This window comes from Anabaena cylindrica UHCC 0172, from assembly GCF_034931625.1.
In the GTDB taxonomy this organism is placed as follows: domain Bacteria; phylum Cyanobacteriota; class Cyanobacteriia; order Cyanobacteriales; family Nostocaceae; genus Anabaena; species Anabaena cylindrica_A.
In genome coordinates, this window is record NZ_JAYGGY010000006.1 from 1 (window position 1) to 24,406 (window position 24,406).

The 24,406-nt window shown below is 39.8% G+C and carries 18 protein-coding genes; 12 read left to right on the forward strand and 6 right to left on the reverse strand.

Annotation, left to right across the window (positions count from 1 at the left end):
* Nucleotides 1-104 precede the first annotated feature (104 nt).
* Nucleotides 105-1,040 (reverse strand): undecaprenyl-diphosphate phosphatase, encoded by a 936-nt coding sequence (locus VB713_RS02875; RefSeq protein WP_323310079.1) that lies wholly within the window; start codon nucleotides 1,038-1,040, stop codon nucleotides 105-107.
* Nucleotides 1,041-1,228: 188 nt separating this feature from the next.
* Here VB713_RS02875 and VB713_RS02880 point away from each other — a divergent pair, with 188 nt between their 5' ends.
* The 3 genes from VB713_RS02880 (at nucleotide 1,229) to nadB (ending at nucleotide 4,648) form a co-directional block, all read left to right on the forward strand.
* Nucleotides 1,229-1,996, forward strand: a complete 768-nt coding sequence (locus VB713_RS02880) for a DUF3120 domain-containing protein (RefSeq protein WP_323310080.1) — start codon at nucleotides 1,229-1,231, stop codon at nucleotides 1,994-1,996.
* 376 nt (nucleotides 1,997-2,372) lie between these two features.
* Nucleotides 2,373-2,801 carry a photosystem II complex extrinsic protein PsbU gene (gene psbU, locus VB713_RS02885; protein ID WP_323310081.1) on the forward strand — a complete coding sequence of 143 codons (429 nt, stop codon included), beginning with the start codon at nucleotides 2,373-2,375 and terminating at the stop codon, nucleotides 2,799-2,801.
* Between the two features lie 182 nt (nucleotides 2,802-2,983).
* Nucleotides 2,984-4,648 carry an L-aspartate oxidase gene (nadB, locus tag VB713_RS02890; RefSeq protein ID WP_323310082.1) on the forward strand — a complete coding sequence of 555 codons (1,665 nt, stop codon included), beginning with the start codon at nucleotides 2,984-2,986 and terminating at the stop codon, nucleotides 4,646-4,648.
* Between the two features lie 226 nt (nucleotides 4,649-4,874).
* Here the strand turns inward: nadB and VB713_RS02895 are convergent, their stop codons facing one another.
* From VB713_RS02895 to btpA, 4 genes are all read right to left on the reverse strand, one after another.
* On the reverse strand, nucleotides 4,875-5,123 hold the full coding sequence (locus VB713_RS02895) for a hypothetical protein (protein ID WP_323310083.1): 249 nt from the start codon (nucleotides 5,121-5,123) through the stop codon (nucleotides 4,875-4,877).
* 536 nt (nucleotides 5,124-5,659) lie between these two features.
* Nucleotides 5,660-7,876: a CHASE2 domain-containing protein gene (locus VB713_RS02900; RefSeq protein WP_323310084.1), complete on the reverse strand. Its 2,217-nt coding sequence runs from the start codon at nucleotides 7,874-7,876 to the stop codon at nucleotides 5,660-5,662.
* Nucleotides 7,877-8,240: 364 nt separating this feature from the next.
* Nucleotides 8,241-9,230 (reverse strand): vitamin K epoxide reductase family protein, encoded by a 990-nt coding sequence (locus tag VB713_RS02905; protein ID WP_323310085.1) that lies wholly within the window; start codon nucleotides 9,228-9,230, stop codon nucleotides 8,241-8,243.
* A gap of 170 nt (nucleotides 9,231-9,400) precedes the next feature.
* Nucleotides 9,401-10,249, reverse strand: coding sequence for a photosystem I biogenesis protein BtpA (btpA, locus tag VB713_RS02910; protein WP_323310086.1), 849 nt, complete (start codon nucleotides 10,247-10,249; stop codon nucleotides 9,401-9,403).
* 789 nt (nucleotides 10,250-11,038) lie between these two features.
* On the opposite strand from btpA, the gene rimO reads away from it, so the two are divergent.
* Entirely contained in the window at nucleotides 11,039-12,361 is a 1,323-nt protein-coding gene (gene rimO, locus VB713_RS02915; RefSeq protein ID WP_323310087.1) for a 30S ribosomal protein S12 methylthiotransferase RimO, read from the forward strand.
* Between the two features lie 112 nt (nucleotides 12,362-12,473).
* Complete coding sequence (locus tag VB713_RS02920; protein WP_323310166.1) at nucleotides 12,474-13,976, forward strand: DEAD/DEAH box helicase; 1,503 nt, start codon at nucleotides 12,474-12,476, stop codon at nucleotides 13,974-13,976.
* 104 nt (nucleotides 13,977-14,080) lie between these two features.
* Here the strand turns inward: VB713_RS02920 and VB713_RS02925 are convergent, their stop codons facing one another.
* The gene (locus VB713_RS02925) at nucleotides 14,081-14,713 is read right to left on the reverse strand and encodes a TetR/AcrR family transcriptional regulator (protein ID WP_323310088.1); all 633 of its coding nucleotides are present in this window, start codon (nucleotides 14,711-14,713) and stop codon (nucleotides 14,081-14,083) included.
* 181 nt (nucleotides 14,714-14,894) lie between these two features.
* Between VB713_RS02925 and VB713_RS02930 the strand changes: the two genes are divergently transcribed.
* The 7 genes from VB713_RS02930 to VB713_RS02960 all read left to right on the forward strand — a co-directional run bounded on the left by VB713_RS02930 (nucleotide 14,895) and on the right by VB713_RS02960 (nucleotide 24,391).
* Nucleotides 14,895-16,259 (forward strand): HlyD family secretion protein, encoded by a 1,365-nt coding sequence (locus tag VB713_RS02930; protein WP_323310089.1) that lies wholly within the window; start codon nucleotides 14,895-14,897, stop codon nucleotides 16,257-16,259.
* Nucleotides 16,260-16,463: 204 nt separating this feature from the next.
* Nucleotides 16,464-18,539, forward strand: a complete 2,076-nt coding sequence (locus tag VB713_RS02935) for an ATP-binding cassette domain-containing protein (RefSeq protein ID WP_323310090.1) — start codon at nucleotides 16,464-16,466, stop codon at nucleotides 18,537-18,539.
* A gap of 110 nt (nucleotides 18,540-18,649) precedes the next feature.
* Nucleotides 18,650-19,759, forward strand: coding sequence for an ABC transporter permease (locus VB713_RS02940; RefSeq protein ID WP_323310091.1), 1,110 nt, complete (start codon nucleotides 18,650-18,652; stop codon nucleotides 19,757-19,759).
* Nucleotides 19,760-19,832: 73 nt separating this feature from the next.
* Nucleotides 19,833-20,951 carry an ABC transporter permease gene (locus tag VB713_RS02945; RefSeq protein ID WP_323310092.1) on the forward strand — a complete coding sequence of 373 codons (1,119 nt, stop codon included), beginning with the start codon at nucleotides 19,833-19,835 and terminating at the stop codon, nucleotides 20,949-20,951.
* Nucleotides 20,952-20,997: 46 nt separating this feature from the next.
* Nucleotides 20,998-22,428 carry a BCD family MFS transporter gene (locus VB713_RS02950; protein ID WP_323310093.1) on the forward strand — a complete coding sequence of 477 codons (1,431 nt, stop codon included), beginning with the start codon at nucleotides 20,998-21,000 and terminating at the stop codon, nucleotides 22,426-22,428.
* Between the two features lie 121 nt (nucleotides 22,429-22,549).
* Nucleotides 22,550-23,356 carry an inositol monophosphatase family protein gene (locus VB713_RS02955; RefSeq protein WP_323310094.1) on the forward strand — a complete coding sequence of 269 codons (807 nt, stop codon included), beginning with the start codon at nucleotides 22,550-22,552 and terminating at the stop codon, nucleotides 23,354-23,356.
* Between the two features lie 81 nt (nucleotides 23,357-23,437).
* Entirely contained in the window at nucleotides 23,438-24,391 is a 954-nt protein-coding gene (locus VB713_RS02960; RefSeq protein WP_323310095.1) for an MDR/zinc-dependent alcohol dehydrogenase-like family protein, read from the forward strand.
* Nucleotides 24,392-24,406 lie beyond the last annotated feature (15 nt).

Here is a 24,406-nt window from a genome sequence, read left to right on the forward strand (position 1 = left end):
ATTGGTAATTGGTAATTGGTAATTGGTAATTGGTAATTGGTAATTGGTAATTGGTTACAGTAAATAATTAATGATCTTTCTCCCTGCTCCCTGCCCCCTGCCTCCTATCCTTGCCAACCAAAAGCGATCGCACACAAGATAGAAATCCCGAAGGCTAATCTATACCAGACAAACACCATAGTGTCTTTGGTTTGTAAATACTTGATTAGAAAGGCAATTGATAGGTAGGAAAATATAAAGGCAGTAATAGTCCCTACAATTAACAGTAAAACAATGTTATCTGGCAACTCATGAGCTTGAAACTGCTTGAATATTTTCAGACTTTTATAGAGAGTGGCAATGGTAAGAGTGGGAAAACCTAACAAAAATGAAAACCTAGCTGCTGTTTCACGCTCTAATCCTAAAAATAAAGCAGTTGTCAAGGTGGAACCAGAACGAGAAGCACCGGGAATTAAGGCTAAAGTTTGTCCTAATCCTACTAAAATACCGTCCCGAATTTGTAATGAATCAAATCCTCGTTTGCGAGTACCAATTTTTTCGGCTAACCCTAGCAGAACCGCCATGACGACTGACATTATAGCAATAATTAAGGCATTCTCAGGTAAAACGTCTTTTAAAAGAAAGCCAAAAATTAATGCCGGCATTGTTCCTACTGCGATACCGACAGTAATTTTCCATTCTTCTCTCTCCCAGTCTTTATCTTGAAGTGTTTTGATTGCACCTTTGACAATACTAGAAATCAGCGACCAAAAGTACCAGACAATTGCAATCACGCTACCAAATTGAATGGCATCAACAAAATCTTTAGAACCTAGTTCTTTCCAAGCAAATACTTTGGTGACAATTAGTAAATGTGCGGTGCTACTAATTGGTAAAAATTCAGTAATACCTTGGACAATACCGAGAATAAATGCCTGTATTAGCCCTTGAACAAGATCGACTCCATTAGTTGTTGCTTCACTAGGTATTCCTACTTGCAAAATTTGCCCCCAGAGAGGGAATAGCAAGTCTATATTGCCTGTTGCCAAGATTATCGCCATTTACCACGCTCCCAAAATGAATAAATAACTTGCGAAAATTATCCAACTTTACCTGCTTATCGTCATTTATTCCGGGCAACATCCTCAGGGATGTAAAAATTTAAAGTATAATCACGATGCCCCTAGGGGGGATTTTGGGATATGATATCTTTATCATAAGTAAAGTTTAGTAACAAATATTAAAAATTTTGGTTAATCATACATTGTCCTCTTACGCCACTAATAATACTGATTTGCACACCACTGACACCGGGTACGGGGGAATCAAGGAGTTAGAGTCTACCCTATCGTTATCGGCTTCGTTTCCCGCTGCCATCTCTAGGAAGCAAACTTGGCTAGTGTTTGCCGCAGCGATGTTTTTAGTAACAGTACCAGTATTTATAGAAGCGCCATTAGTGCGATCGCTCCCCACCCTCAGCTTAGTAATGACAGGATTTTGGGTTTGGCTGAGTTTGACATTAATGTCACGTCCGCAAACCTACATTTGGGGAGATTTACTCCTAGGATTTAGCTGGAGTTGGTTAACAGGGGCAATTTACTGGGGCTGGTTACGGTGGGAACCCCTATGGCATTTACCCATAGAATCTATCGGTTTACCCTTTGCTATCTGGTGTCTATGGCGAAATTGGGGTAAGATCGGTAACTGGTTTTATTTAGGTTCTCTATTCGGCACAGTTCTAACCGACGTATATTTTTATTTAGTAGATTTAATGCCTTATTGGCGACAAATTATGAGAACAGATGCTGCTGGAGCTTCACAAATCTTAAAAAATGCTTTAGCACAAGTCCTCACCCCTTGGGGAGAAGCCTGGGCAATTATTCTCGCCCTAGCATTGTTAACCGTCGGAATTGCCTCTTTGGGTAAAACACGATGGCACTGGTACGCCTTTAGTGGAGCAGTTTTGAGTACAATTTTAGTAGATACTCTGTTTTTATTAGCAGCGGTTTTTGCCTAAATTTATCAAACAGACTTGAGAAAGGCAAAACATAAAAATTACAGATAAATTTGTAAAATTTCAGACTCCAAAGCAGTAAATTTGTGGATATTAACTAAATTTTGACAGAAGTCACCCACTATATCGGCAGGTTAGTATTCCGAATCAGCGATGGGTACTTCACTAAGCTGTATATTAGTTTCTGATGACTGCTGTGTGTTGATTTAGCTATCAGCTATCAACCAAAGGATGAGGTCAGAACAAATAAGTACCCGATCAGCCTCCAGAGTCACTAGCGGGGTTGAATTTGGACTCCATACCTCTGAACTTTAGCCCACAGTTGACGGCTTCTAGCTAAAAGCGTTGATTTATGTTTGTTGGAAAGAGGTAGAAAATTGTGAAAGGATTAGTACGTTTATTAACAGTGTTTAGTCTGTTGCTAGGAAGTTGGGGATTATTGGGAACTACTCAAATCGCCCAAGCTACAAGTTTTAGCAACGTTGCTTTGTTTCAAGTCCCAGTTTTGGCAATTTCACGTCAGAATCGGGCAGATGCCAAGCTAGGAACGGAATTTGGTAAAAAAATTGATTTGAATAATACCAACATTGCCGCTTTCCAACAATATCCAGGGTTATATCCCACTCTGGCCAAGAAAATTATTAGCAATGCTCCCTACCAAAAAGTAGAGGATGTATTGAATCTACCAGGATTGAGCGAGAGTCAAAAATCCAGACTGCAAGCCAATTTTGATAACTTTACCGTCACCGAATACGAGCCTAACTTCAATGAAGGAGACGATCGCATTAACAACGGTATTTATAGATAACTAAATGGGACTGGGGACACTTCGACAAGCTCAGTGACCACTGGGAATTGGGGACTGGGAACTGGGGACTGGCGACTGGGGACTGGGAAAAATTATTTAGATACTTTTTTCCATTACCATTATCCACTACCCACTACCCATTACCCATTACTCACTACCCACTACCCATTACCCATTACCTAATGTCTCAAATAGATATTCCTAGCCAATTTGATGTTTTAGTAGTCGGTGCAGGTGCTGCTGGACTATACACCGCATTGTGTCTACCAGAATCCTTACGAGTCGGCTTGATTACTAAAGAAACGGTTGCTTTATCCGCCAGTGATTGGGCCCAAGGTGGCATTGCCGCAGCCGTATCCCCAGAAGATTCTCCCCAGCTGCACATTGAAGACACATTAAAAGCAGGGGCAGGTTTATGTGATGTCGAAGCTGTAGAATTTTTAGCTGAAAATGCTCCTAGCTGTATTGAATCATTAGTTAACTTGGGTGTAGCCTTTGACCGTCATGGTAGTTCCTTAGCTTTCACTCTAGAAGCAGCCCATTCTCGTCCTCGTGTTCTCCACGCCGCAGATACTACAGGTAGGGAAGTAACTACTACTCTCGCAGCCCAAGTACTACGCCGCCACAATATCCAAATTATCCAGCAAGCCTTAGCTTTGAGTTTATGGATAGAACCAGAAACAGGACGCTGTCAGGGAATTAGTCTGTTTTATCAAGGACAAGTTACATGGGTCAGGGCTGGTGCTGTAGTTTTAGCTACAGGTGGCGGCGGTCAAGTATTTGCCCAAACCACTAACCCAGCTGTCAGTACAGGGGATGGTGTAGCGATCGCATGGCGGTCTGGTGCTATCCTTCGGGATTTAGAATTTGTTCAATTCCATCCCACTGCTCTCACTAAACCTGGACGCTTTCTCATCAGCGAAGCTGTACGCGGTGAAGGAGCGCATCTGATTGATAACGAAGGGCGACGTTTTGCTTTTGACTACCATCCAGCCGGAGAACTTGCACCGCGAGATGTGGTGAGTAGAGCTATTTTTAGTCATTTGCAAAATACAGCCGTTGATCTTGCCACAGCCCATGTTTGGTTAGATATGCGCTCCATTCCCTCTGAGAAAATTCGCCATCGCTTTCCCAACATTATTCAAGTTTGTCAGCATTCAGGCATTGATGTCTTCAATGAACCTATTCCTGTAGCCCCTGCTGCTCATTACTGGATGGGCGGTATTTTGACAGATTTGATGAATCGTACCAATATCCCTGGTTTGTATGCTGTGGGCGAAACTGCAAGTACTGGAGTGCATGGAGCTAATCGTCTTGCGAGTAATTCTCTGTTGGAATGTATTGTTTTTGGGGCGCAGATGGCTGATGTTGAAAATGAATTAAGCAAAAATCAACTCACAGTCCCGGATATATCGAATCCATTATTTTGTGTCTTTTCTGCCAGCGAGTGGCAAATTCAACAGGCATCTCTAGAAGCAATACGAGAAAAATTACCCCGTTTAGTCTGGCAAAGTGCTGGTATTTGTCGAGAAGAATCTGGTTTAGAAAGTGCGATCGCTACAATTGAATCTTGGCAACAGGATTTCGCTAACTTACCTTTGAGTCAATTCTTGCAAAGTTTACGTCCCACAGAATCAGCCAGTTTCAATCTCCCAAATATTGATCAGCAATTGCGACTTTGGGCAGAAACACGCAATTTGTTAGATGTAGCTTACTTAATTCTTAAAAGTGCTGCTTTTAGAACTGAAAGTCGGGGTGGACACTACCGCCTAGATTACCCCCAACCAGATCCAAATTGGCAAGTTCACACAATTGTGCAGAATCATAGTTGGTGCAAATCTCACTAAGAGACTTCCAACTAAAAAAATATCCCGTCGTTGTGACAGCAGGGGGCAGGGGGCAGGGCGCAGGGAGCAGAGGGCAGAGAGCAGGGGGAAGAAAAGTCGCTTTGATTTGGTGAAATTGGATAGCGAGGCGCTGCTGCAAGCAGTACATCTTTTTTGTGGATTTCTCTAAACATCATCTAAAATTTTATATACTCTTTATTTTTACAAGGTCGAATTAGATCACGTATCAACGTGTCCCGCTACCATGTTGACTGTCAGGTGCGCCATAGTCTGGTGGAGTATAGATATCTAGAGCAAAAGTATTCACTTCTTCAGTTTTTAAGCGAGGACTTTCTGTATCGCTAAAATCATTAACAATAAAGCTATGAAAGATTTTTGTCACCTCCGTCATACTGGGTATTAGTACAACAGCACTTACTACACACAAGACTACAATACTTGTGATTTTTGCATTATTATCAAATAATCTTAGCATATTAATTAGCATATAAATGCGTCCTGACTTTTTTCGTCGGTTTCCACTATAGACAGACTAGGTTATTCGGACAAAATCAAAGCTTATTAAAGTTAGTTATTGTTGTTCGCAATTAACTACTGCACTAAAAAATAGCTTTTTCCTCAGCTTTGGAAATATTGCTGTTGAATAACATACTCTTAATTAAGAATTATTCCTCATATCATCTTTGAATCATCGCTCCAAAGATAGATATTCACTATATTCTTGAGGAAAGAATTAGCTATTTGGCTTAATTTTTAACCAAAGCTTAACTTTTTTACTGTATAAACACTCAATCCACTTATCAAAACTTACAAGAAGTTAGAAAAAATCATTAGTTGTTACTTAAATTATTAATTTATGAGTATAAAATACCAATCTATGTTTACATTAATAAATGTAAAAATTAAGTCACAAAATAGTTATGCCATTTCTGAATAAATCTTGATAAAAATATACAAAATTATAAACAAATGTCAGTACACACTTAGATGATATTTAAAAATTGTCACACGTTAAGCTGTTTTAGTGAACTCATAGCGATTTTTACCCAGATGTTTAGCCTGGTACATTGCTGTATCTGCTTGCTTAATCAAATCTTCACTATTTTTGCTGTTAGTTGGGTAGATACTGATTCCAATACTGGCAGAAACTTTAGTGGTATGCCCATCTAAAATAATTGGCTCAGTTATCACACTTAAAAGTTTTTCAGCTACCTTTGCAGCTACTTGGGAGTTAGCAATAGCCCGTAAAATCACAGTAAACTCATCACCACCCAAACGAGAAACTGTATCACTAGTGCGTAATGAACTATTCAGGCGTTGGGCAATAACTATCAACAAGCGATCGCCAATTTCATGACCTAATGTATCATTTACATCCTTAAAGCCATCTAAATCAATAAACAGCAATCCCAACATGAGATGATTAGTTTGTGACCAATTTAGTGATTCATCAAGTTGTTCCAGAAAAAATTTGCGATTAGATAGACCAGTTAGAGAATCATGGTAAGCCAATTGACGCAAATGGTTTTCTTGGAGTTTTAAAGCATAATTGGAATGGGACAAATCAGCGGCAGTGCGTTTAAGTTCTGCTTCAATTTTTTTGCTTTGAGTAATATCTCTAATGATCCCAACTAAAAAGAAATTACCAGTAGCGTCTTTATGCAGGGATCGCTTAGTAGAAATCAAGTAAGTCTTACCATCAGCATTAGTAAATTCTTCTTCATTTTCCTGAGGTTGCTGAGTCTGAAACACAATATCATCTTGCGTGCGAAATATATCAGCTTCATGTTGAGGAAAAAAGTTATAATCTAATTTTTCTATTAATAAATTATATGAATAACCAATAAATCGACAATAGGCTTCATTTAAAACAATTAACTGATGTTGTTGATTTTTCACAAAAATGGGATCAGGGATTGCATTGATAATTTGATGTAAAAACTCTTTAGAACGTTTTAATTCTTGTTGTATATAATTAATATAAAAAGTCATAGCAATAGCTGAACTGCTAAAAGTCAACCATGCGGGAATAATGGGTATCCACCAACCACCTAAAAACGCCAAATAAACAGTTAGATTTAAACCAAAGCCAGACAGTAAAAATATGAATATACTCTTTTTTAGTTGGCGGATTTGCCAGATGATGACCATGCCGATAAAAGACCAAACAAAAATCCACAAATTTTCTATATGATCAGGAAAGACTTTGAGTAATGGTCTTCCGTGTAGAGCAGCAGAAATTAATTCATGGATAAAATAAGCTTGCAATTGGACACCAGCGATCGGTTGTGCAGCACTTTTATCCATGAGACGGTTAGAGTAAGGAATAAACACAAAATCCTGGAGACTGGGTGCAGTAGAACCAATGAGGATAATGCGATCGCGAATCCAATGTGCTGGAACTCTATCAGCTAATACATCTGCCAAAGATACATGACGATAACTACAAAATCCAACAGATACAGTATGACAACGGGGTTTAGGAAAATTAGATAAAATTTGGTAGCCTCTAGCATCAGCCCCCACATAACCACCATTGTTACTCTCAAACCGAGTAAAAACAGCCTTACCTAACTGTAAATATTGATGATTCCCTTTGGCTGTTTGAGGTGTTATTCCCTCAGACTTTAAATATAAGAGAGCCAACTTGAGAGCAAAACTTTCATGGGCTTGATTATTAACGTGCGAATATAACAAGCTACGGCGAACTTTACCATCAGGATCATAGAGTATATTGTTAAAACCTACTTGGTTTCGCTCATTCAGTATTGGTGGAGGTGAAACACTTTCTTTTTTGCTATTTGCCAGTAATTGAATACCAATCAAGTTTGGTATGGATTTATAAGCATTCTCTAGTTTTTTGTAACCAGACTGTACAGGCAAATCTCTATAAATATCTAAGCCAATTGCGTGGGGTTTGTAGTCTTTTAACTTAAACAAAACCTGGGCAATTATCTCATCTGAAATCGGCCAAGAACCTGCTTGACGGACAGAAATTTCATCAATTTCTACTATAGTGATGCGCTCATCTGGCAATTCATAGGGACGTAAGCGAAAAAATTTATCTAAAGTCTCTAACTCTAAAGACTGTAATAACCCTACAGAACGCAAAATCATAACAAAAATGGCAATCCACGAAGCAATCATCAATTCTCTGCGCCCTTGACTAAGAACTTGTTTAACTTCAAATACAAGTCTCACAAGATGACTGCTTAACTGCTGATTCATAAAAACCTCGCGGGATTGTGGAAAGCTAGAATTAGCAGCCGGACTAATACCGGTTCACTTTAAAGTTAATACAAATACGCAGCAGAGGGAAAGAATTAAATACCAATGATTTGTATCAGGCTTTTCGTGAAATGGTATAAGGCTAAGTGTGGAATATATACTCAAAACGGATAATTACTAGACTTGCGCCTGGGAAAAAATCCTTGTATATCAATAATCTTAGCGATTTTAAAAGTAAAGCCACCTGTTTTTAGTATAGAGTGTATGCTAAATCCCCGGCTTAATCTATGAACCAAGCCGGGGATAGTGTCATTTATTTGCGGTAGGATGCTCCTGTAATAGTTAAGAACTGAGTACAAGTAGTTTATCTAAAATACTTAAAGTTTCGAGAACCCGTATAACCAGTAATCTTTGCTAGTTCTTCTAGGTTCTGCACGCCGGTATAGGTTTTACCATTGATGATCCAAGTGGGGAAACTTTGAATTTTAGCAGCTTGACATAAATCTGGTTTTGCTTTGGGACTTTCAGTCGCGCACTCTACCTTAATATTATCGTCGATAATTTTTTCAGCTTCTTGGCCAAAAAGTAACTTCTGTTCATGACAGTGGGGACACCAATAAGCACTGTATTCTTTAGCACCAACTTTAACAAGATGCTCTGCTAAGGCAATTTCTGATTCCCCAGATTTGGTAGTAATTTTCCAGCCAAATTCGGGATTAGGTTCTTCTGTGGGAGTGAATGTAATTGGCTGAGGTTTGCCAGAAGTGGATTCAGCGATGTCACCAGATTTATTCACTTCAGCATAGATGCCTAAAGTGCCAATTAGCGTCACCATCCCGACAATAATGGCAGTGAAAAATATTTGCCCAATATCTTCCCAGTCACGACCGATGATGGTTATGACTAACATACTCAGAGAAAATAAAGCCGAGCCGATACAGTAAGGACATAAGGCTTTGATTTGGGATGCCAGTATGTACATTAAGTAACCACTAAAGACTGACATAGCGATCGCACCCACTAATAGCAACCACCAAGTCAGATTTTCCAGTTGTTTACTGCTTTTGTTGTTTTCCCCTGAGTTCAATGCTAAGGGAGCAAGAGCGAATATCAGCATAGCGACGTAGGCTAAAAGCCCAAACAAAGCTAATGGCTGACCAAAAACTGTTGCCCAAGGGCTAGAAAGGACATCATTACAGCCCTTAGTACCAGCTTCGGCTACGCAAGCAGCACTTCTGCCAGTCAGCTTTTCAAAGGTGAGATAACCTGTGATGAGGACACCACAGCCAGCGATCGCTCCAATTAATGGACGCGACCATTTATGAATCCAAGGAGTAGAACGACGGCGAATCATAAGTATTTAGTCAGGAGTTCAGGAGTTCAGGAGTCAGAAAAGGGAGTAGGGGAAGCAGAGGAGAAAATATTTACTCGGTACTCGGTACTCAGTACTCGGTACTAAGAAAAGGGAGCAGGGGAAGCAGAGGAGAAAATATTCACTCGGTACTCGATACTCAGTACTCGGTACTAAGAATGCAATTTCACTGAAGGAATGGATTTACTTTCACCTTTGGAGTTCCAACTGCGGTGAGCAGCTTCCACAAATTGACTGACGCGAATTGGGTCAATGGGTTGCGAAATTTGACCGTGGCGTTTGAGAGAACTAGAAACAATCACACCATTTGCGGCTTGCATGAGGGTATCAATATTTTCCCAATTAGCTCCGCTGCCAATGAATACTGGTGTACCAGCAGCTGCATCACAAGCAAGTTCCAAATCCTCTAGATTAGGAGGGCTACCAGTTGCCCAGCCTGATAAAATTACCCCATCGGCCAATCCTCTTTCTATTGTGTCTTTGACAGCAACTGTGAGATTGGGTGAACTCAAAGGACGGGCGTGTTTGACCAAGACATCAGCCAGAATTTTCACATCCGAGCCTAGTTCTCGTCGATAGCGCAGTAATTGATGAGCTTCACCTTCAATTAATCCTTGGTCAGTGGCCATAACTCCAGTCAGGACATTGACTCTGATAAATTGGGCTTTTACACAACTAGCGATCGCCATTGCACTTTTGCCATCATTTCGCAAAACATTTAATCCTATAGGCAAAGTTACTAAATTCTGTATGCGCTGTACCACCACAGTCATCGCACTAACAACGGCTGGATCAACTTGATTTTTAGTAAACGGTGCATCGAAGAAATTTTCTACAATAATACTGTCTACCCCGCCACTAGCCAGGGCTGTTGCTTCTTGTTCGGCGCGGTCAATTACCGCTTTGAGACTACCTCCCCAACGGGGTGAAGTCGGTAGCGGTAGCAGGTGAACCACGCCAATAATTGGTGTTCGAGTTTTGAATAGCTGATATAAGTCCACGTCTTTAATTTGCTAGGGCATTGTCCAGAGTTGAGAATTTTTTGTTTAAGAAGGATGAAAAGACAAGAATAATTTTTGGATCTACCACGTCCCTAGTCGGTTTTAATTGGTTTTTGGCGATTTTTTAACCCTATCCTCTGATGATTGAGGGCATTTCCGCCTTTATGCTTAATTCTTGAGCGAACTCTTGATTTTTAACTAAACTAGTCAAGTTGTTTGATTATCCATGCTTTATTACGTCCTTCTGAAGATGGAAATCGGCGTTGAACCTTCCATAAGATATGTTAAGATAAAATCTGGCTATAAGAGGAGTTTGCCACTCACAAGACACAAGGCAGCTTCCCGTGGTTTAGGCATACCGCCCGCGCATCGTCGCCGGCCCAGTCTGAGGTATGGGGTAGCATTACTGCTTGATAGGCGTAGTCGCAAGTGCGATTTCCCTGAGGGTAGCGACTTCTCAAAAACAGCCCTTTGGGCGGCTTCCCGATGGGTAAACTAACAACGCACACGCTGGGGTAGTGTAAAATACCAATAAGCGAATCGTTAAAAAAAATTAAGAGTGTCATAAGTACCCAAAGACACTTCAATTTACCCTGGGGAACAGATTAATAAAAATATCATAGCATGGCCTCTATATCAATATTGATTAGGGTCAAACGTCCACGGGTATTTATTAGCAGTGGCAATTTGTTACTGCTATGTCCTGATCAGGGTGCAGGAAAAAGCACCTAACTGCTGTTTTTAATGTTGTGATTGAACGAGAAAAAAAAGTGAAGATTTTTTCAAAATATGGGTGACAAGCCGACAATTGCTATTTCTCATCTGGGATGTGAGAAAAACCGAATTGATACAGAACATATGCTAGGGCTGCTGGTAGAGGCAGGCTATAGTGTAGATACAAATGAAGAGTTAGCTGATTATGTTATTGTCAATACCTGTAGTTTTATCGAAGCTGCCAGAGAAGAGTCAGTAAGAACTTTAGTAGAACTGGCGGAAGCAAATAAAAAAGTCGTTATTACTGGTTGCATGGCGCAACACTTTCAAGAACAATTATTGGAAGAGTTGCCAGAAGCAGTAGCCGTGGTTGGCACAGGTGATTATCACAAAATTGTCAATGTCATAGAACGGGTAGAACAAGGGGAGCGGGTTAAACTAATTAGCGCCGAACCCACCTACATAGCTGATGAAACGACACCCCGCTACCGAACGACAACTGAAGGAGTAGCTTACCTGAGAGTTGCCGAAGGATGCGATTATCGTTGTGCATTTTGTATTATTCCTTATTTAAGAGGGAACCAGCGATCGCGTACTATTGAATCCATAGTCGCCGAAGCCAAGCAATTGGCTAACCAAGGGGTCAAAGAAATAATTCTGATATCCCAAATCACCACCAATTATGGTTTGGATATTTACGGCCAGCCAAAGTTAGCGGAATTACTCCGCGCTTTAGGGAAAGTAGATGTACCGTGGATCAGAATGCACTATGCCTATCCCACCGGACTCACCCCAGACGTAATAGCGGCAATTCAAGAAACACCGAATGTTCTGCCTTATTTAGATTTGCCCTTGCAACATTCTCATCCAGAGATGCTTCGCTCTATGAACCGCCCTTGGCAAGGACGAGTAAATGATGGGATTATTGATCGCATCAAAACAGCGTTACCATCATCAGTACTGCGAACAACTTTTATTGTTGGTTTCCCTGGAGAAACACAAGAGCAATTTGACCATCTACTAGAGTTTACTGAGCGACACGAATTTGATCACGTTGGTGTCTTCACCTTTTCTGCAGAAGAGGGAACCCCAGCCTATAAATTGCCGAATCAAGTTCCCGCAGAAGTAATGGTAGAGCGCCGTGATCAACTCATGGCACTCCAGCAGCCCATTTCCTTCCACAAAAATCAACAGGAAGTAGGCAAAATAGTCGATGTCCTGATTGAGCAAGAAAACCCCGAAAGTGGAGAATTAATCGGCCGTTCCGGTAGATTTTCCCCAGAAGTCGATGGCCAAGTCTATGTTAAAGGCGAGTCTAGGCTAGGAACCATCGTGCCAGTAGAGATACACAATGCCGATGCCTATGACCTCTATGGTCAAATTGTTAATAGTTATTAGTCATTAGTCATTAGTCATTGGTGATGTTGCCATGACCTGTGTCCCATGCCCTAATTTACAAATAAGTATCGGTTTACCAGTCCAAAATTTACAATCAAATCTAGGAGAATTAATGAATCTTTCCTTTCAAGAACTAGGTATTTCCCAAGAACGCGTTGAAATTCTCGAAAAAATGGGTTTTACTACACCCACAAATATTCAAGCCCAAGCTATTCCCCAATTGTTAGCAGGTCGTGATGTAGTTGGTCAATCGCAAACAGGAACCGGTAAAACAGCAGCTTTTTCGTTGCCGATTTTAGAACAACTAGATGTTAACAAACGAGCTGTACAAGCTTTAGTGTTAACACCTACCCGTGAATTAGCAATGCAAGTTCATGATGCCATTTCCCAATTTATGGGTGATGATGGCTTGCGAGTCATGGCAATTTACGGTGGTCAATCAATCGACCGCCAAATGTCACAACTCAAACGTGGTGTTCACATGGTTGTCGGTACTCCCGGACGGGTGATCGACTTGTTAGATCGCGGCTGTCTTAAACTTGACCAAGTGAAATGGTTTGTTTTAGATGAAGCTGACGAAATGTTGAGCATGGGCTTTATTGATGATGTCATCAAAATTCTTTCCCAGGCTCCCAAAGAACGCCAAACAGCTTTATTTTCGGCAACTATGCCACCTTCAATTCGCTCCTTGGTCAACAAGTTTTTAAACTCTCCAGTCACTGTCACTGTTGAGCAACCAAAAGCTGCACCCAATAAAATCAATCAGGTAGCTTACTTGATCCCTCGTCACTGGACAAAAGCTAAAGCTTTGCAGCCAATTCTGGAAATGGAAGATCCAGAAACAGCTTTAATCTTTGTTCGCACCAGACGCACAGCGGCAGAACTAACTAATCAATTACAAGCTGCTGGTCACAGTGTTGATGAATATCATGGTGATTTGTCTCAACAAGCACGAGAAAGATTGTTGATCCGTTTCCGCAATCGTCAAGTCCGCTGGGTAGTAGCTACCGATATTGCGGCACGAGGTTTAGATGTTGATCTACTTTCTCACGTCATCAACTTTGATTTACCTGATAGCGCCGAAACCTACGTTCACCGAATTGGCCGGACTGGTCGTGCTGGAAAAGAAGGAACAGCGATTTCTTTAGTACAACCTTTTGAACGCCGTAAGCAACAAGCATTTGAACGTCATAATCGTCAACATTGGCAAGTTTTGACGATTCCTACAAGAGCGCAAATTGAAGCCAGACACATTCAAAAATTGCAAGAACAGGTGGGAGAAGCTTTAACAGGTGAACGTCTAGCTTCATTTTTACCAATCATTAGCGAATTGATTGAGAAATATGATGCTCAAGCGATCGCAGCTGCGGCTCTACAAATTGCTTATGATCAAACCCGTCCGGCTTGGTTACAGTCAGGTGTAGATGTTCCAGAAGAACCATCTTCCAAACCCAAACTCAACAAGCGTCGTGATGGTGGTGAACGCAATCGCGTTTCTTGGGCTAAAGATAGTGGTGATGACGGAAATGGATCTGCTAAACCTAAGTTACGCTCAGGTCGCCGGGAATCTTCCCCAGCACCCAGTAATCAAAAACTAGGTTCACACAGAGAATAGAGGCAGAAGGCAGAAGGCAGAAGTAAAATTTCTTCTTTACTACTGAAATGATCAGCCGTACTCTTTTGATGATTTTGAATTTTTTTCTGCCCTGTCTATCACTTTCACTTTGTCGTGTGAGTTAGTACCAAGCTGATTAAGCTATCTAAGATGCGATCGCGCGACAAAGGCATAATTTCATTACCGTAGAGCATATCTTGTACCATCACATAGGATACAAGGGAACCAAAAAAAATCTGCGCTGTTGCTTCTGGGTCAGTAATGCCCAATTCTAGGTGAGAAGCTAAATACTGACTCAGTAAATGCCGACCGCGCTGAACTACGGTTTTTGTATATAGTTTGGCTAATTCTGGAAAACGCTGCGATTCCGTGATAATCAGGCGAAACAGTCCTAAATAATCAGGATTATCCGCAACTTTTTGAAAATAAGTTTCCGCTATCTGACGCAGTAAAATTGCTGGTTCTCCTTGCAGTTCTGCGTTATTAAATATATCTTTAAAACAAGCTATTGTTACCCGTTCTATTAATGCTTTAAACAGCCCTTCCTTATCTTGGAAGTGGCTATATATTGTTTGTTTAGAAACTCCTGCTTCACTACTGACCCGATCCATACTAGTACCAGCATAACCTGCCTTCAAAAATACCTGCATGGCTCCTTGTAAGATTTGTTCTTGCTTTTGAGTCACAGCAGGTAAGCTGGATAAAGTTTCAAATTGGGAAACGGATATTTTGGCCATGAAGGTAACTTTTCGACACAATTATTGCAATATCATACCATACGGTCTAGTATGAGATTCAAGAAAGAGACATAGGAAATGGGGTAGGGAATAGAGGGAAATGACTCCTTGTATTTGCCATGAAGCATAACTATCCCTGTACCCTGCTCCCTTGCCTCTTCATAGTTCTAAGGGTGCTACCATGTCTCAGACCGTACCAAAGAATCCAGAAAATTTGACAAATGAGCCGGAGCTACCATCGAAAAAGCCACGCAAAAAACCCATTTTTTTATTGTTGGGATTAGTGGTTTTAGCAGGTGGGGCTTATGCTATATGGCACAATCGACCCCAAATTGCAGCGAATCTACTGAAAGTAAGTGGCCGAATTGAGGGATACGAAACTGAGATTGGGGTAAAACGTTCAGGAAGAATTATCTCAATTGATGTGCGGGAAGGGGCATCTGTAAAAAAGGGGCAAGAATTAATTAGGCTAGATGATAGCAACGATCAATTACTGCAAGAACAACTGCGGGGAGCAGAAGCAAGGGTCGGATCGGCAAAATTTGATCAACAGCAAGCGATCGCCCAAGTAGATCGAGTCCAGAGTGAAATAGAGCAAGTTAGCAGCCAAATTAATGAAGCAAAATTAAATTTGCGACAGTCTCAAGGAGATACCCAAGGTAGAGTCGAACAGGCATCATCTAATGTTGCAGCAGCGAGAGCGCAACTGTTACAAGCCCAGGCTCAGGTCAAACAAACAGAAGCAGAAGTTAAACTAGCCCGAATAAATAGCGATCGCTATGCCTCATTAGTCAAAGAAGGGGCGATCAATCAACAACAATTTGATCAGATAAAAACTACCTTAGAAACAGCAATAGCCACCCTAGAAGCGAGAAAAGCTGCTGTTAATGCAGCAAGGGAACAATTGAGGGCTGTGCAAGGAGCATTTACACAAGCCAAAACCACAGGTTTCAATCCTGATATTCGTGACGCTCAACTAGAAGCATTAACTAATAAAAAAGACCAAAGTTATGCTCAACTACAAGCTGCTCAGGCTCAAGTCAGATCTGCTCAAGCTAAAATTAGAGATGCTGAAGCTACAAAACAGCAAATTCTCACCCAAATAGAAGATGCTGAAAAAGATTTAAATGTTGTTAGTCCTTTGGATGGAGTAGTGACTGCTCGTAGTGTTGAACCAGGGGCAATTGTTAATAGTCAAACGAATATCTTAACAATAGTTGATCCCAAAAATATTTATTTACGAGGTTTTATTCCTGAAGGTGATATTGGTAGAGTCCGGTTAGGACAAACCACGAAAGTTTTTATTGATTCTGCACCACAAAAACCTCTTTCTGGGAAAATCATTTCTATCGATCCCCAAGCTTCTTTTACACCAGAAAATATCTATTTTCAAAAAGATAGAGTGAGGCAAGTTGTCGGGGTGCGGATACAAGTAGAAAACCCTGAAGGTTGTTTTAATCCTCAACAACCCTATCAAGAATCTGATTTACCATGCGCCAAAATTGGAATGCCGGCAGATGCGGAAATTAAGCTGGGAGAGGAGTAGGGGAGAAAGAGGCAGGGGGCAGGGAGCAGGGAGAAAGAGGGAATGAACCGCAAAGACGCGTTCACGAAGTGTCTCGAAGAGAAGGACGCGAAGGAAGAAGGAAGAAGAAGGAAAAGTTGAAATATTTATTTACCTGATTGATTAGTTTTTAACAAACTACTAATAACTAATGACTAATGACTAATGACTAATAACTAATAACTAATGACTAATTATCAATTACCAATTACCGATTACCGTTCGGCTGACGCTCACGGCAGAAGCCAATTACCGATTACTAATCCGCAAACAGAAGCTATAAAAATTAGTAATTTACATCAACATTATGGAAAAATAGCAGCAGTTAGAGGAATTAATTTGACTGTTAATAAGGGTGAATTGTTTGGTTTAATTGGCCCTGATGGTGCTGGTAAAACTACGACATTTCATATTATGGGTGGGGTGATGGAAGCAACTGCGGGGGAAGTTTTGGTATATGGACAGCCTGCGCGAGATGCACGATTAATAACGGGATATTTAACGCAACAATTTTCTCTTTATTTAGATTTGAGTATTGATGAAAATTTACGTTATGCGGCGGGTTTGCGACAAGTTGCGGATGATTTGCTACGGGAACGCCGTAATAAATATCTGACATTAATGAGTTTAGAGCGATTTGGCGATCGCTTGGCTGGTCAATTATCAGGGGGGATGAAACAAAAGCTGGCTCTATGTTGTGCCTTGGTTTCCCAACCAGAAGTTCTCCTATTAGATGAGCCTACTACGGGAGTTGACCCTGTTTCCCGGCGAGAATTTTGGGATGTGTTAGCGGAACTTTCCGCCGAAGGGATGACAATTGTGGTAGCCACACCCTATTTAGATGAAGCAGAACGCTGTCATCGCATTGCACTGATGTACAGTGGACAAATTCATGAAATTGGCACACCTGCAAGTTTACGCGCCAATTTAGGCTTACATCGGTTAGAAGTGCGGACAACAAATTTAGAACTGGCCGAGAAACTGCTGTTGGAGAATCCACAGAAAAATATAGTCGATGTCCAAACTTTTGGCGATCGCTTGGATGTCCTAGTTGAAGATGTAGAAACAGGTGAAACTCAAGTAAAAGAACTTCTCAGTCAATATCAACCCAGTATTGAACATGGTGAACCCACCCTAGAAAACGTCTTTGTCACTCGTCTCAGACAACAAGGTTCTGCACCGCCATTTTTACCATTTCCTCGTTCTCGTGGGGGAAATAGAAGGGAAGGTGACAGGTTACAGGTTACAGGTGACAGTCAAGAAGGGAAGAGGGGGGAAGGTGAAGAGATGATAGAAAGTTTTTCTACACTGTCACCTTCTTCATCTTCAATTGCAATTTATGCAAATAATTTGAGTCGGGTATTTGGTAAATTCCAGGCTGTTAAAAACGTCAATATTGAAATCCATTATGGAGAAATATTCGGGCTTTTAGGTGCAAATGGAGCAGGAAAAACCACCACAATTAAAATGTTATGTGGATTATTACCAGCTAGTGATGGAAAAATTTCCCTAGGAGGAGAAACAGGTAATTTACGTAGTGCGAAATTACGGCGACGCATCGGTTATATGAGTCAGAAATTCACCCTCTACGACGATTTAACAATTCTGCAAAACCTAGAATTTTATAGCGGTGTGTATAGCATACCTCGCAAAATTAGACGAGAAAAAATTGATTGGGTAATTACTACCTGTGGGTTAGAAGGACAAGAAAATATGTTAACTGGAAAACTACCAGGAGGTTGGAAACAACGGGTGGCTTTTGGTGCTTCAGTCATGCACGAACCGGAGATTTTATTTTTAGATGAACCAACATCAGGAGTAGATCCTTTAGCGCGTCGTCAGTTTTGGAAACTGATTAATAATTTTGCTCGCAATGGTACAGCAATTTTAGTCACAACCCATTATTTAGAAGAAGCTGAACAGTGTAATCGCATGAGTTTTATGGTGGCTGGAGAAACAGTTGCTGAAGGTTCACCCAGTTTTATTAAAGATTCGCAACCAGGAAAATTAGTAGAAATTATTGTTAATCAAAATCAAACTGCTTCTAAAATTCTCAAGCAACATTTTGATTCTTGGCGAGTCTCAATTTTTGCTGATAGTTTACATATTGTTCTTGATCACCCAGAAAAAGACATGGAAAAAGTAAATCAGGTTTTATCTTCTGCAAACCTGACTATTAAATCTTCACGTTCTATTCCTTTTTCTTTAGAAGATGCTTTTATTGGTATTGTGGAAAGAGCAGGAGAAAATAGAGAAAATTAATTCAAATATTTTTTTAGTTTTTTTATAGCAATTCTCATTTTAGTGAGATGGAACCAGTAATAATTAAACGCAGATGGACGCAGATAAACGCAGATATTTTTGGTATAATCATGAAAAGAATTATTTCCCAATGTATTAAAGAAATAGCCCAATTTCGGCGGGATAGATTGACATTAGCATTGGCATTTTTATTACCTGCTATGACACTTTTGATTTTTGGATTTGCTACCAGATTAGAAAGTGTAAATATTCCTTTAATCGTCCAGGATTTTGATAGAACAAATCTGAGTAGAAGTTATATTGAACGTTTATATGCTACCAATCAATTTGTACCCAGGCAATGGTCAGGTGGAGACCCTATGCGAGATGCAATTGATAAGGGAATTGCTAAAGCAGCAGTTATTATTCCACCCCAATTTAGTCGGGATATTCAAGCGAAAAAAAATACTAAAGTTCAAGTTTTAATTGATGCAACTGATGTTAATAATGCTCGTGTGATTAAAGGTAGTATTCAACGGGTAAATAATTTCTTTATGCGAGATCAAGGATTAATTCCTAAACAAAATAGTATTACACCAAGAATACGTTTGTGGTTTAATCCTGGTAGACTAGAATCTCTTTACATTGTCCCAGGAGTTTATGGTGTCATATTATGGATTTTCCCTTCTTTATTAACAGCTATTGCTATGGTGAGAGAAAAAGAAAAAGGGACAATTTTGCAAGTTTATGCTTCTAGTATTAGTGCAACTGAATTTTTACTTGGTAAAGGACTGGCTTATTTATTAGTTGCCATAGCTGAAGCGTTAATAGTTATGTTATTAGGTTTAATTATCTTTCATGTTGGTGTTGTGAGTAATCCGATTACTTTATTATTAGGAACTCTCTTATTTTTGATAGATAGTGTGATGTTTGGTTTACTGATTGGAGTCCGCAGCAGTAACCAAAATTCAGCAGTGCAAATTGTTTCTCTAGTTGGATTTGTTACTTCTTTATTATTATCTGGTTTTATTTATCCAATTAATAATATTCCTTTTCCATTGTCATTAACTCCTAATTTCTTTCCAGCGCGTTATTACATTGATATTACTCGTGATGGTTTTGTTCGTGGTACAGGATGGTCGGGAGTATGGTTAGATTTACTAATGCTGACAATCATAGGATTTGTATTGTTTAATGTCTCCCGTCGAATTTTAAGTAAAATGCAGTTAGATAATTCATAATTTAAAAAAATTCTTACCAATTACCAATTACCAATTACCAATTACCAATTACCAATTACCAATTACCGATTTTATGAGATTTATTCTACGATTTTTTGATAATTTATTTTGGGCATTAGTTCGCAAAGAAATTAATCAAATTTTGCGAAACAAACAGTTAATTGTTTTATTAATTGTCCCACCAACAGTACAGTTATTACTTTACGGATTTGCTCTAAATCCTGATGTTCACAATTTACGATTGGGTGTAATTGATTATGCAAATGTTGGTGTAAGTCGAGAACTAGTTTCGGTAATAACTTCTAATCGGATTTTTACTCTGGAATCTGTACCAAGTAGCGAAAAAGATTTAAGTCGTCAAGTAGAAACTGGCAAGCTAGATGTCGGAGTAATAATTCCTCCAGATTTTGCAGGGAAACTTATGCAAAAAAAGGCAGAAATCCAGATTTTCATTGATGCGGTAAATGCCAATACAGCGGGTATTGCTGCTAACTATATGAATCAGATTATCCAACAATATAATATTAGTTTAAGCTCAATAACTATTCCCCCAATATCTCCGCAAGTTGTATTTCTTTATAATCCTGGTTTAATTAGTAGTTGGTTTTTTGTACCGGGAGTTATGGGTTTAGTTCTGACATTAATTGGCACTTTAGTGTCAGCCGTGACAGTAGTGCGAGAAAAAGACACAGGAACTTTGGAACAATTGTTAATGACTCCCGCCGAAAACTGGCAAATTTTATTATCTAAAATTGTGCCTTTGGTATTTTTATTAATGGCAGATGTAATGCTGGCTTTGACTTTAGCAACTGTGGTATTTAATGTACCGTTTCGCGGCAGTTTTTTGCTATTTTTAGTGTTGTCAGCGGTGTATGTATTTGTGGGGATTAGTTTAGGGATTATGTTAGCGACTGTTTCCCGTTCCCAACAACAAGTTTTACTCACATCCTTTTTCATCAATTTACCACTAGTACAGACATCTGGAGCGATCGCACCAATTGAAGCTATGCCTCCTTTCTTTCAAGTTCTGTCTTTACTCAATCCCCTACGTCATTACATCACGATTGTCAGAGGTATTTTGCTCAAAGGTGTGGGTCTAGATGTATTGTGGATGAATGTTCTGGCATTAATTGCGTTTGCTGTGGTGTTGATGACGATTAGCGTGAATAAATTTCGCAGTCAGTTGAGTTGAGACGCACTCAGCAGTCAGTTCGTTAAACCATACCAAAAAAGTAGCTATGACAGATAATGTATTTGATACTTCACAAAATTCTCTAGCTGTACCAAAGGTTAATTTAGTAACCATGTTTCGGCTAGGGTTATTTCAAATGGGGTTGGCTATGATGTCTATCTTGACTTTAGGAGTACTCAACCGAGTCATGATTCAGGAAATAGCCATTCCCGCAACCCTGGTATCTCTGGTGTTAGCAATGCCAGCATTTGTTTCTCCGACGCGGATTTGGTTTGGCCAACTGTCCGACGTGAAACCATTCTGGGGATATCATCGCACAGCTTATGTGTGGGTAGGAGCAGGAATATTTGCGATCGCAGCTTTTTTAGCGGTACAAGTAATGTGGCAGTTAAATGCCGCTAGTAGTGCAGAGACATGGGTATGGACAACCCAAACCATCGGTTGGACAGCAGTTTTAGGTTTCGTTTTCGCTATCTATGGGTTAGCAATTTGTGTTAGTGGTACAACATTTGCAGCTTTGTTAGTGGATATTTCAGAAGAAGATAACCGTTCCCAAGTCGTCGGTATTGTTTGGTCAATGCTGATGGTAGGTATTATAGTTGGAGCAATTATCAGTTCTAGCTTGCTGAAACAATTAACAACAGGTGCATCAATAGAAACTTTACAAGCAGCAATCAATAGACTATTTATAATAGTTCCGGCAATCGTCTTTGTATTATCAATTGTCGCAACTGTAGGGGTAGAAAAAAAATATTCTCGTTTCTCCAATCGTTCCACACCAGGAAACAGGGAAGATAATATTAGCATCAGCAAAGCTTGGTCAATATTAACAGCTAGTCCACAAACAGGGATATTTTTTACCTTTTTATTGGTAATGACTATCAGCCTATTTATGCAAGACCCAATTTTAGAACCTTATGCGGGTGAAGTGTTTAAGATGCCTTTAGCTGAAAGCACCAAACTCAATGTTTTTTATGGAATAGGAATTTTAATTGCTTATGGTGTCACGGGTTTTTTCATTGTACCACGTTTAGGTAAACGCAGAACTATAAAATTAGGCTGCATTTTAGTAGCATTTTCAGCTTTATTACTTGGTTTTTCAGGATTTTCTGCTAATCCCAATTTCCTGAAATTTGGTTTAGTTATATTTGGTTTATCTACAGGATTTCTGACTACAGCAGCAGTGAGTTTAATGTTAGATTTAACAGTAGCAGAAGCCGCAGGGACTTTTATTGGTGCTTGGGGACTAGCACAGTCTATATCTAGAGGAATAGCGGTTGTTATTGGTGGTACTTTATTGGATATAGGACGCACAATTCTACCAGATAACTTAGTATTAGCTTATGGATTAGTTTTTGCTTTAGAAGCAGTAGGAATGTTGATATCAATTTGGTTTTTAAACAGAGTCAATGTCACAGAATTTCAAACCAATACAAAACGAGTTTTCGCCTCAGTTATAGAAAGTGATTTGGATTAAAGGTGATAGGGAACAGAAGAAAAATAATTACTGACCAATGACCAATGACCAATGACTAATAACCAATGACCAATGACCAATGACCAATGACTAATGACTAATGACTAATAACTAATAACAAATGAACGATTTTTGGAATCCGATTTTAGACTTTGCTGAAACCACTACGACTAGAGTAGGAAAGCAATTAATGCAGGATTTTGGTAAAGTGCAAGCATCTCAAAAAGCTGATGGTAGTTTAGTTACCAAAGCTGATAAATGGGCAGATCAAGAAATTCGAGATGCTATTGTTGCTAACTTTCCAGATTACGGTATTTTGAGTGAAGAAAGTGACCAGACTTTTCCTGATAAAGAATGGTGTTGGGTCATAGATCCTTTAGACGGAACAACTAACTTTACTAGGGGAATTCCGATTTGGTCGATTTCTCTAGGTTTGCTTTATCGAGGTACGCCCATTTTTGGCTATGTTTACGCACCACCATTAAATCAAGCATTTCACGGATTTTGGGCAGGTTCATCAGGCTTAACAACACCAACGGGAGCATTTTTAAATCATCATCCTATTCATACTAGTCAAGATGCTCCCAGCAAAAATCACTTTTTTAATCTTTGTTCCCGCAGTACAGGAGTAATTCAACCAGGATTTCCTTGTAAAATTCGGATGTTAGGTGTTGCTAGTTATAATTTTCTGACAGTCGCTACTGGTGCAGTTTTGGGAGGACTAGAAGCAACACCAAAAGTTTGGGATATTGCAGGTGCTTGGGTAATAGTTCAAGCTGCTGGTGGTGATTGGGTATCGCTTAATTCTGAGTCATTTCCATTATCGCCGGGAACAGATTATAGCGATCGCTCTTTTCCTAGTCTAGTTCTGAGCAGTTCAGAGTTAGCACCAGTATTTACACCATTTCTAGAAGGTGTAAAATTTTAACCAATTTCCACCGCTATATCTATCAGGGTTAGCGGGGAATTCCCTATAAAAAACTATATATAGGACTAGTTTAAGACAAAAATGAAAGGACTTTGGCTAGAAAATAACCAGTTGCAATTCAGAACAGATATTCCTATGCCTAAACCACCAGAGGGAGAGGCTTTAGTCCGTGTTTTATGTGCGGGGATTTGTAACACAGACTTAGAATTACTTAGAGGTTATTATCCCTATACTGGCATTATCGGCCATGAATTTGTCGGTGTTGTAGAACAAGGTGCAGACGACTTAATTAATAAAAGAGTTGTCGGTGAAATCAATGCTGTTTGTGGTTATTGTCGGTTTTGTCGTCGGGGACAACCCACACATTGTGAAAATCGCACAGTTTTAGGTATTGTTAACCGTAATGGTGCTTTTGCTGAGTACCTTAGTTTACCTGTTAAAAACTTGCATCCAGTCCCGGAAAATGTCTCAACCGAAGCTGCAACTTTCACTGAACCTATAGCCGCAGCATTGGAAATTCAACAGCAAGTGCAATTATGTAAAGATGACCGAGTGTTAGTAGTGGGAGATGGTAAATTAGGACAGTTGATAGCTCAAACTTTAGCTTTAACTGGTTGTGAGTTATTAGTAGTAGGACGACATCAAGATAAATTAGTCAATTTAGCAGCGAGAGGAATTAAAACTGGTTTAGCTGATACCGTCACCGATAGATATTTTGATATTTCTGTTGATTGTACAGGGAATCCTGAAGGATTTGCGATCGCTCGTCGGGCTTTACGTCCTCGTGGCACACTAGTACTAAAAAGTACCTATGCAGGCAATCTCAGCCTAGATGCTTCCTCATTAGTGGTAGATGAAATTACCCTCATAGGTTCTCGTTGTGGACCCTTTACCCCAGCATTAGAGTTATTAGCAACAAAACAGGTGGATGTAGAACCACTAATTAATGCTTATTATCCCCTGAGTGAAGGTTTAGCTGCTATTGAAAAAGCGCAAACTAAAGGAGTTTTAAAGGTACTGTTAGAAATAAATTAGCAAATCAAAAAATCA

Coding starts and splice junctions, on each gene's coding strand:
- VB713_RS02875 (WP_323310079.1), bottom strand. CDS start 1,040: ATGGCGATAATCTTGGCAACAGGCAATATAGACTTGCTATTCCCTCTC.
- nadB (WP_323310082.1), top strand. CDS start 2,984: ATGTCTCAAATAGATATTCCTAGCCAATTTGATGTTTTAGTAGTCGGT.
- VB713_RS02895 (WP_323310083.1), bottom strand. CDS start 5,123: ATGCTAAGATTATTTGATAATAATGCAAAAATCACAAGTATTGTAGTC.
- VB713_RS02900 (WP_323310084.1), bottom strand. CDS start 7,876: ATGAATCAGCAGTTAAGCAGTCATCTTGTGAGACTTGTATTTGAAGTT.
- VB713_RS02905 (WP_323310085.1), bottom strand. CDS start 9,230: ATGATTCGCCGTCGTTCTACTCCTTGGATTCATAAATGGTCGCGTCCA.
- rimO (WP_323310087.1), top strand. CDS start 11,039: ATGGGTGACAAGCCGACAATTGCTATTTCTCATCTGGGATGTGAGAAA.
- VB713_RS02920 (WP_323310166.1), top strand. CDS start 12,474: ATGAATCTTTCCTTTCAAGAACTAGGTATTTCCCAAGAACGCGTTGAA.
- VB713_RS02925 (WP_323310088.1), bottom strand. CDS start 14,713: ATGGCCAAAATATCCGTTTCCCAATTTGAAACTTTATCCAGCTTACCT.
- VB713_RS02930 (WP_323310089.1), top strand. CDS start 14,895: ATGTCTCAGACCGTACCAAAGAATCCAGAAAATTTGACAAATGAGCCG.
- VB713_RS02935 (WP_323310090.1), top strand. CDS start 16,464: ATGACTAATTATCAATTACCAATTACCGATTACCGTTCGGCTGACGCT.
- VB713_RS02940 (WP_323310091.1), top strand. CDS start 18,650: ATGAAAAGAATTATTTCCCAATGTATTAAAGAAATAGCCCAATTTCGG.
- VB713_RS02945 (WP_323310092.1), top strand. CDS start 19,833: ATGAGATTTATTCTACGATTTTTTGATAATTTATTTTGGGCATTAGTT.
- VB713_RS02950 (WP_323310093.1), top strand. CDS start 20,998: ATGACAGATAATGTATTTGATACTTCACAAAATTCTCTAGCTGTACCA.
- VB713_RS02955 (WP_323310094.1), top strand. CDS start 22,550: ATGAACGATTTTTGGAATCCGATTTTAGACTTTGCTGAAACCACTACG.
- VB713_RS02960 (WP_323310095.1), top strand. CDS start 23,438: ATGAAAGGACTTTGGCTAGAAAATAACCAGTTGCAATTCAGAACAGAT.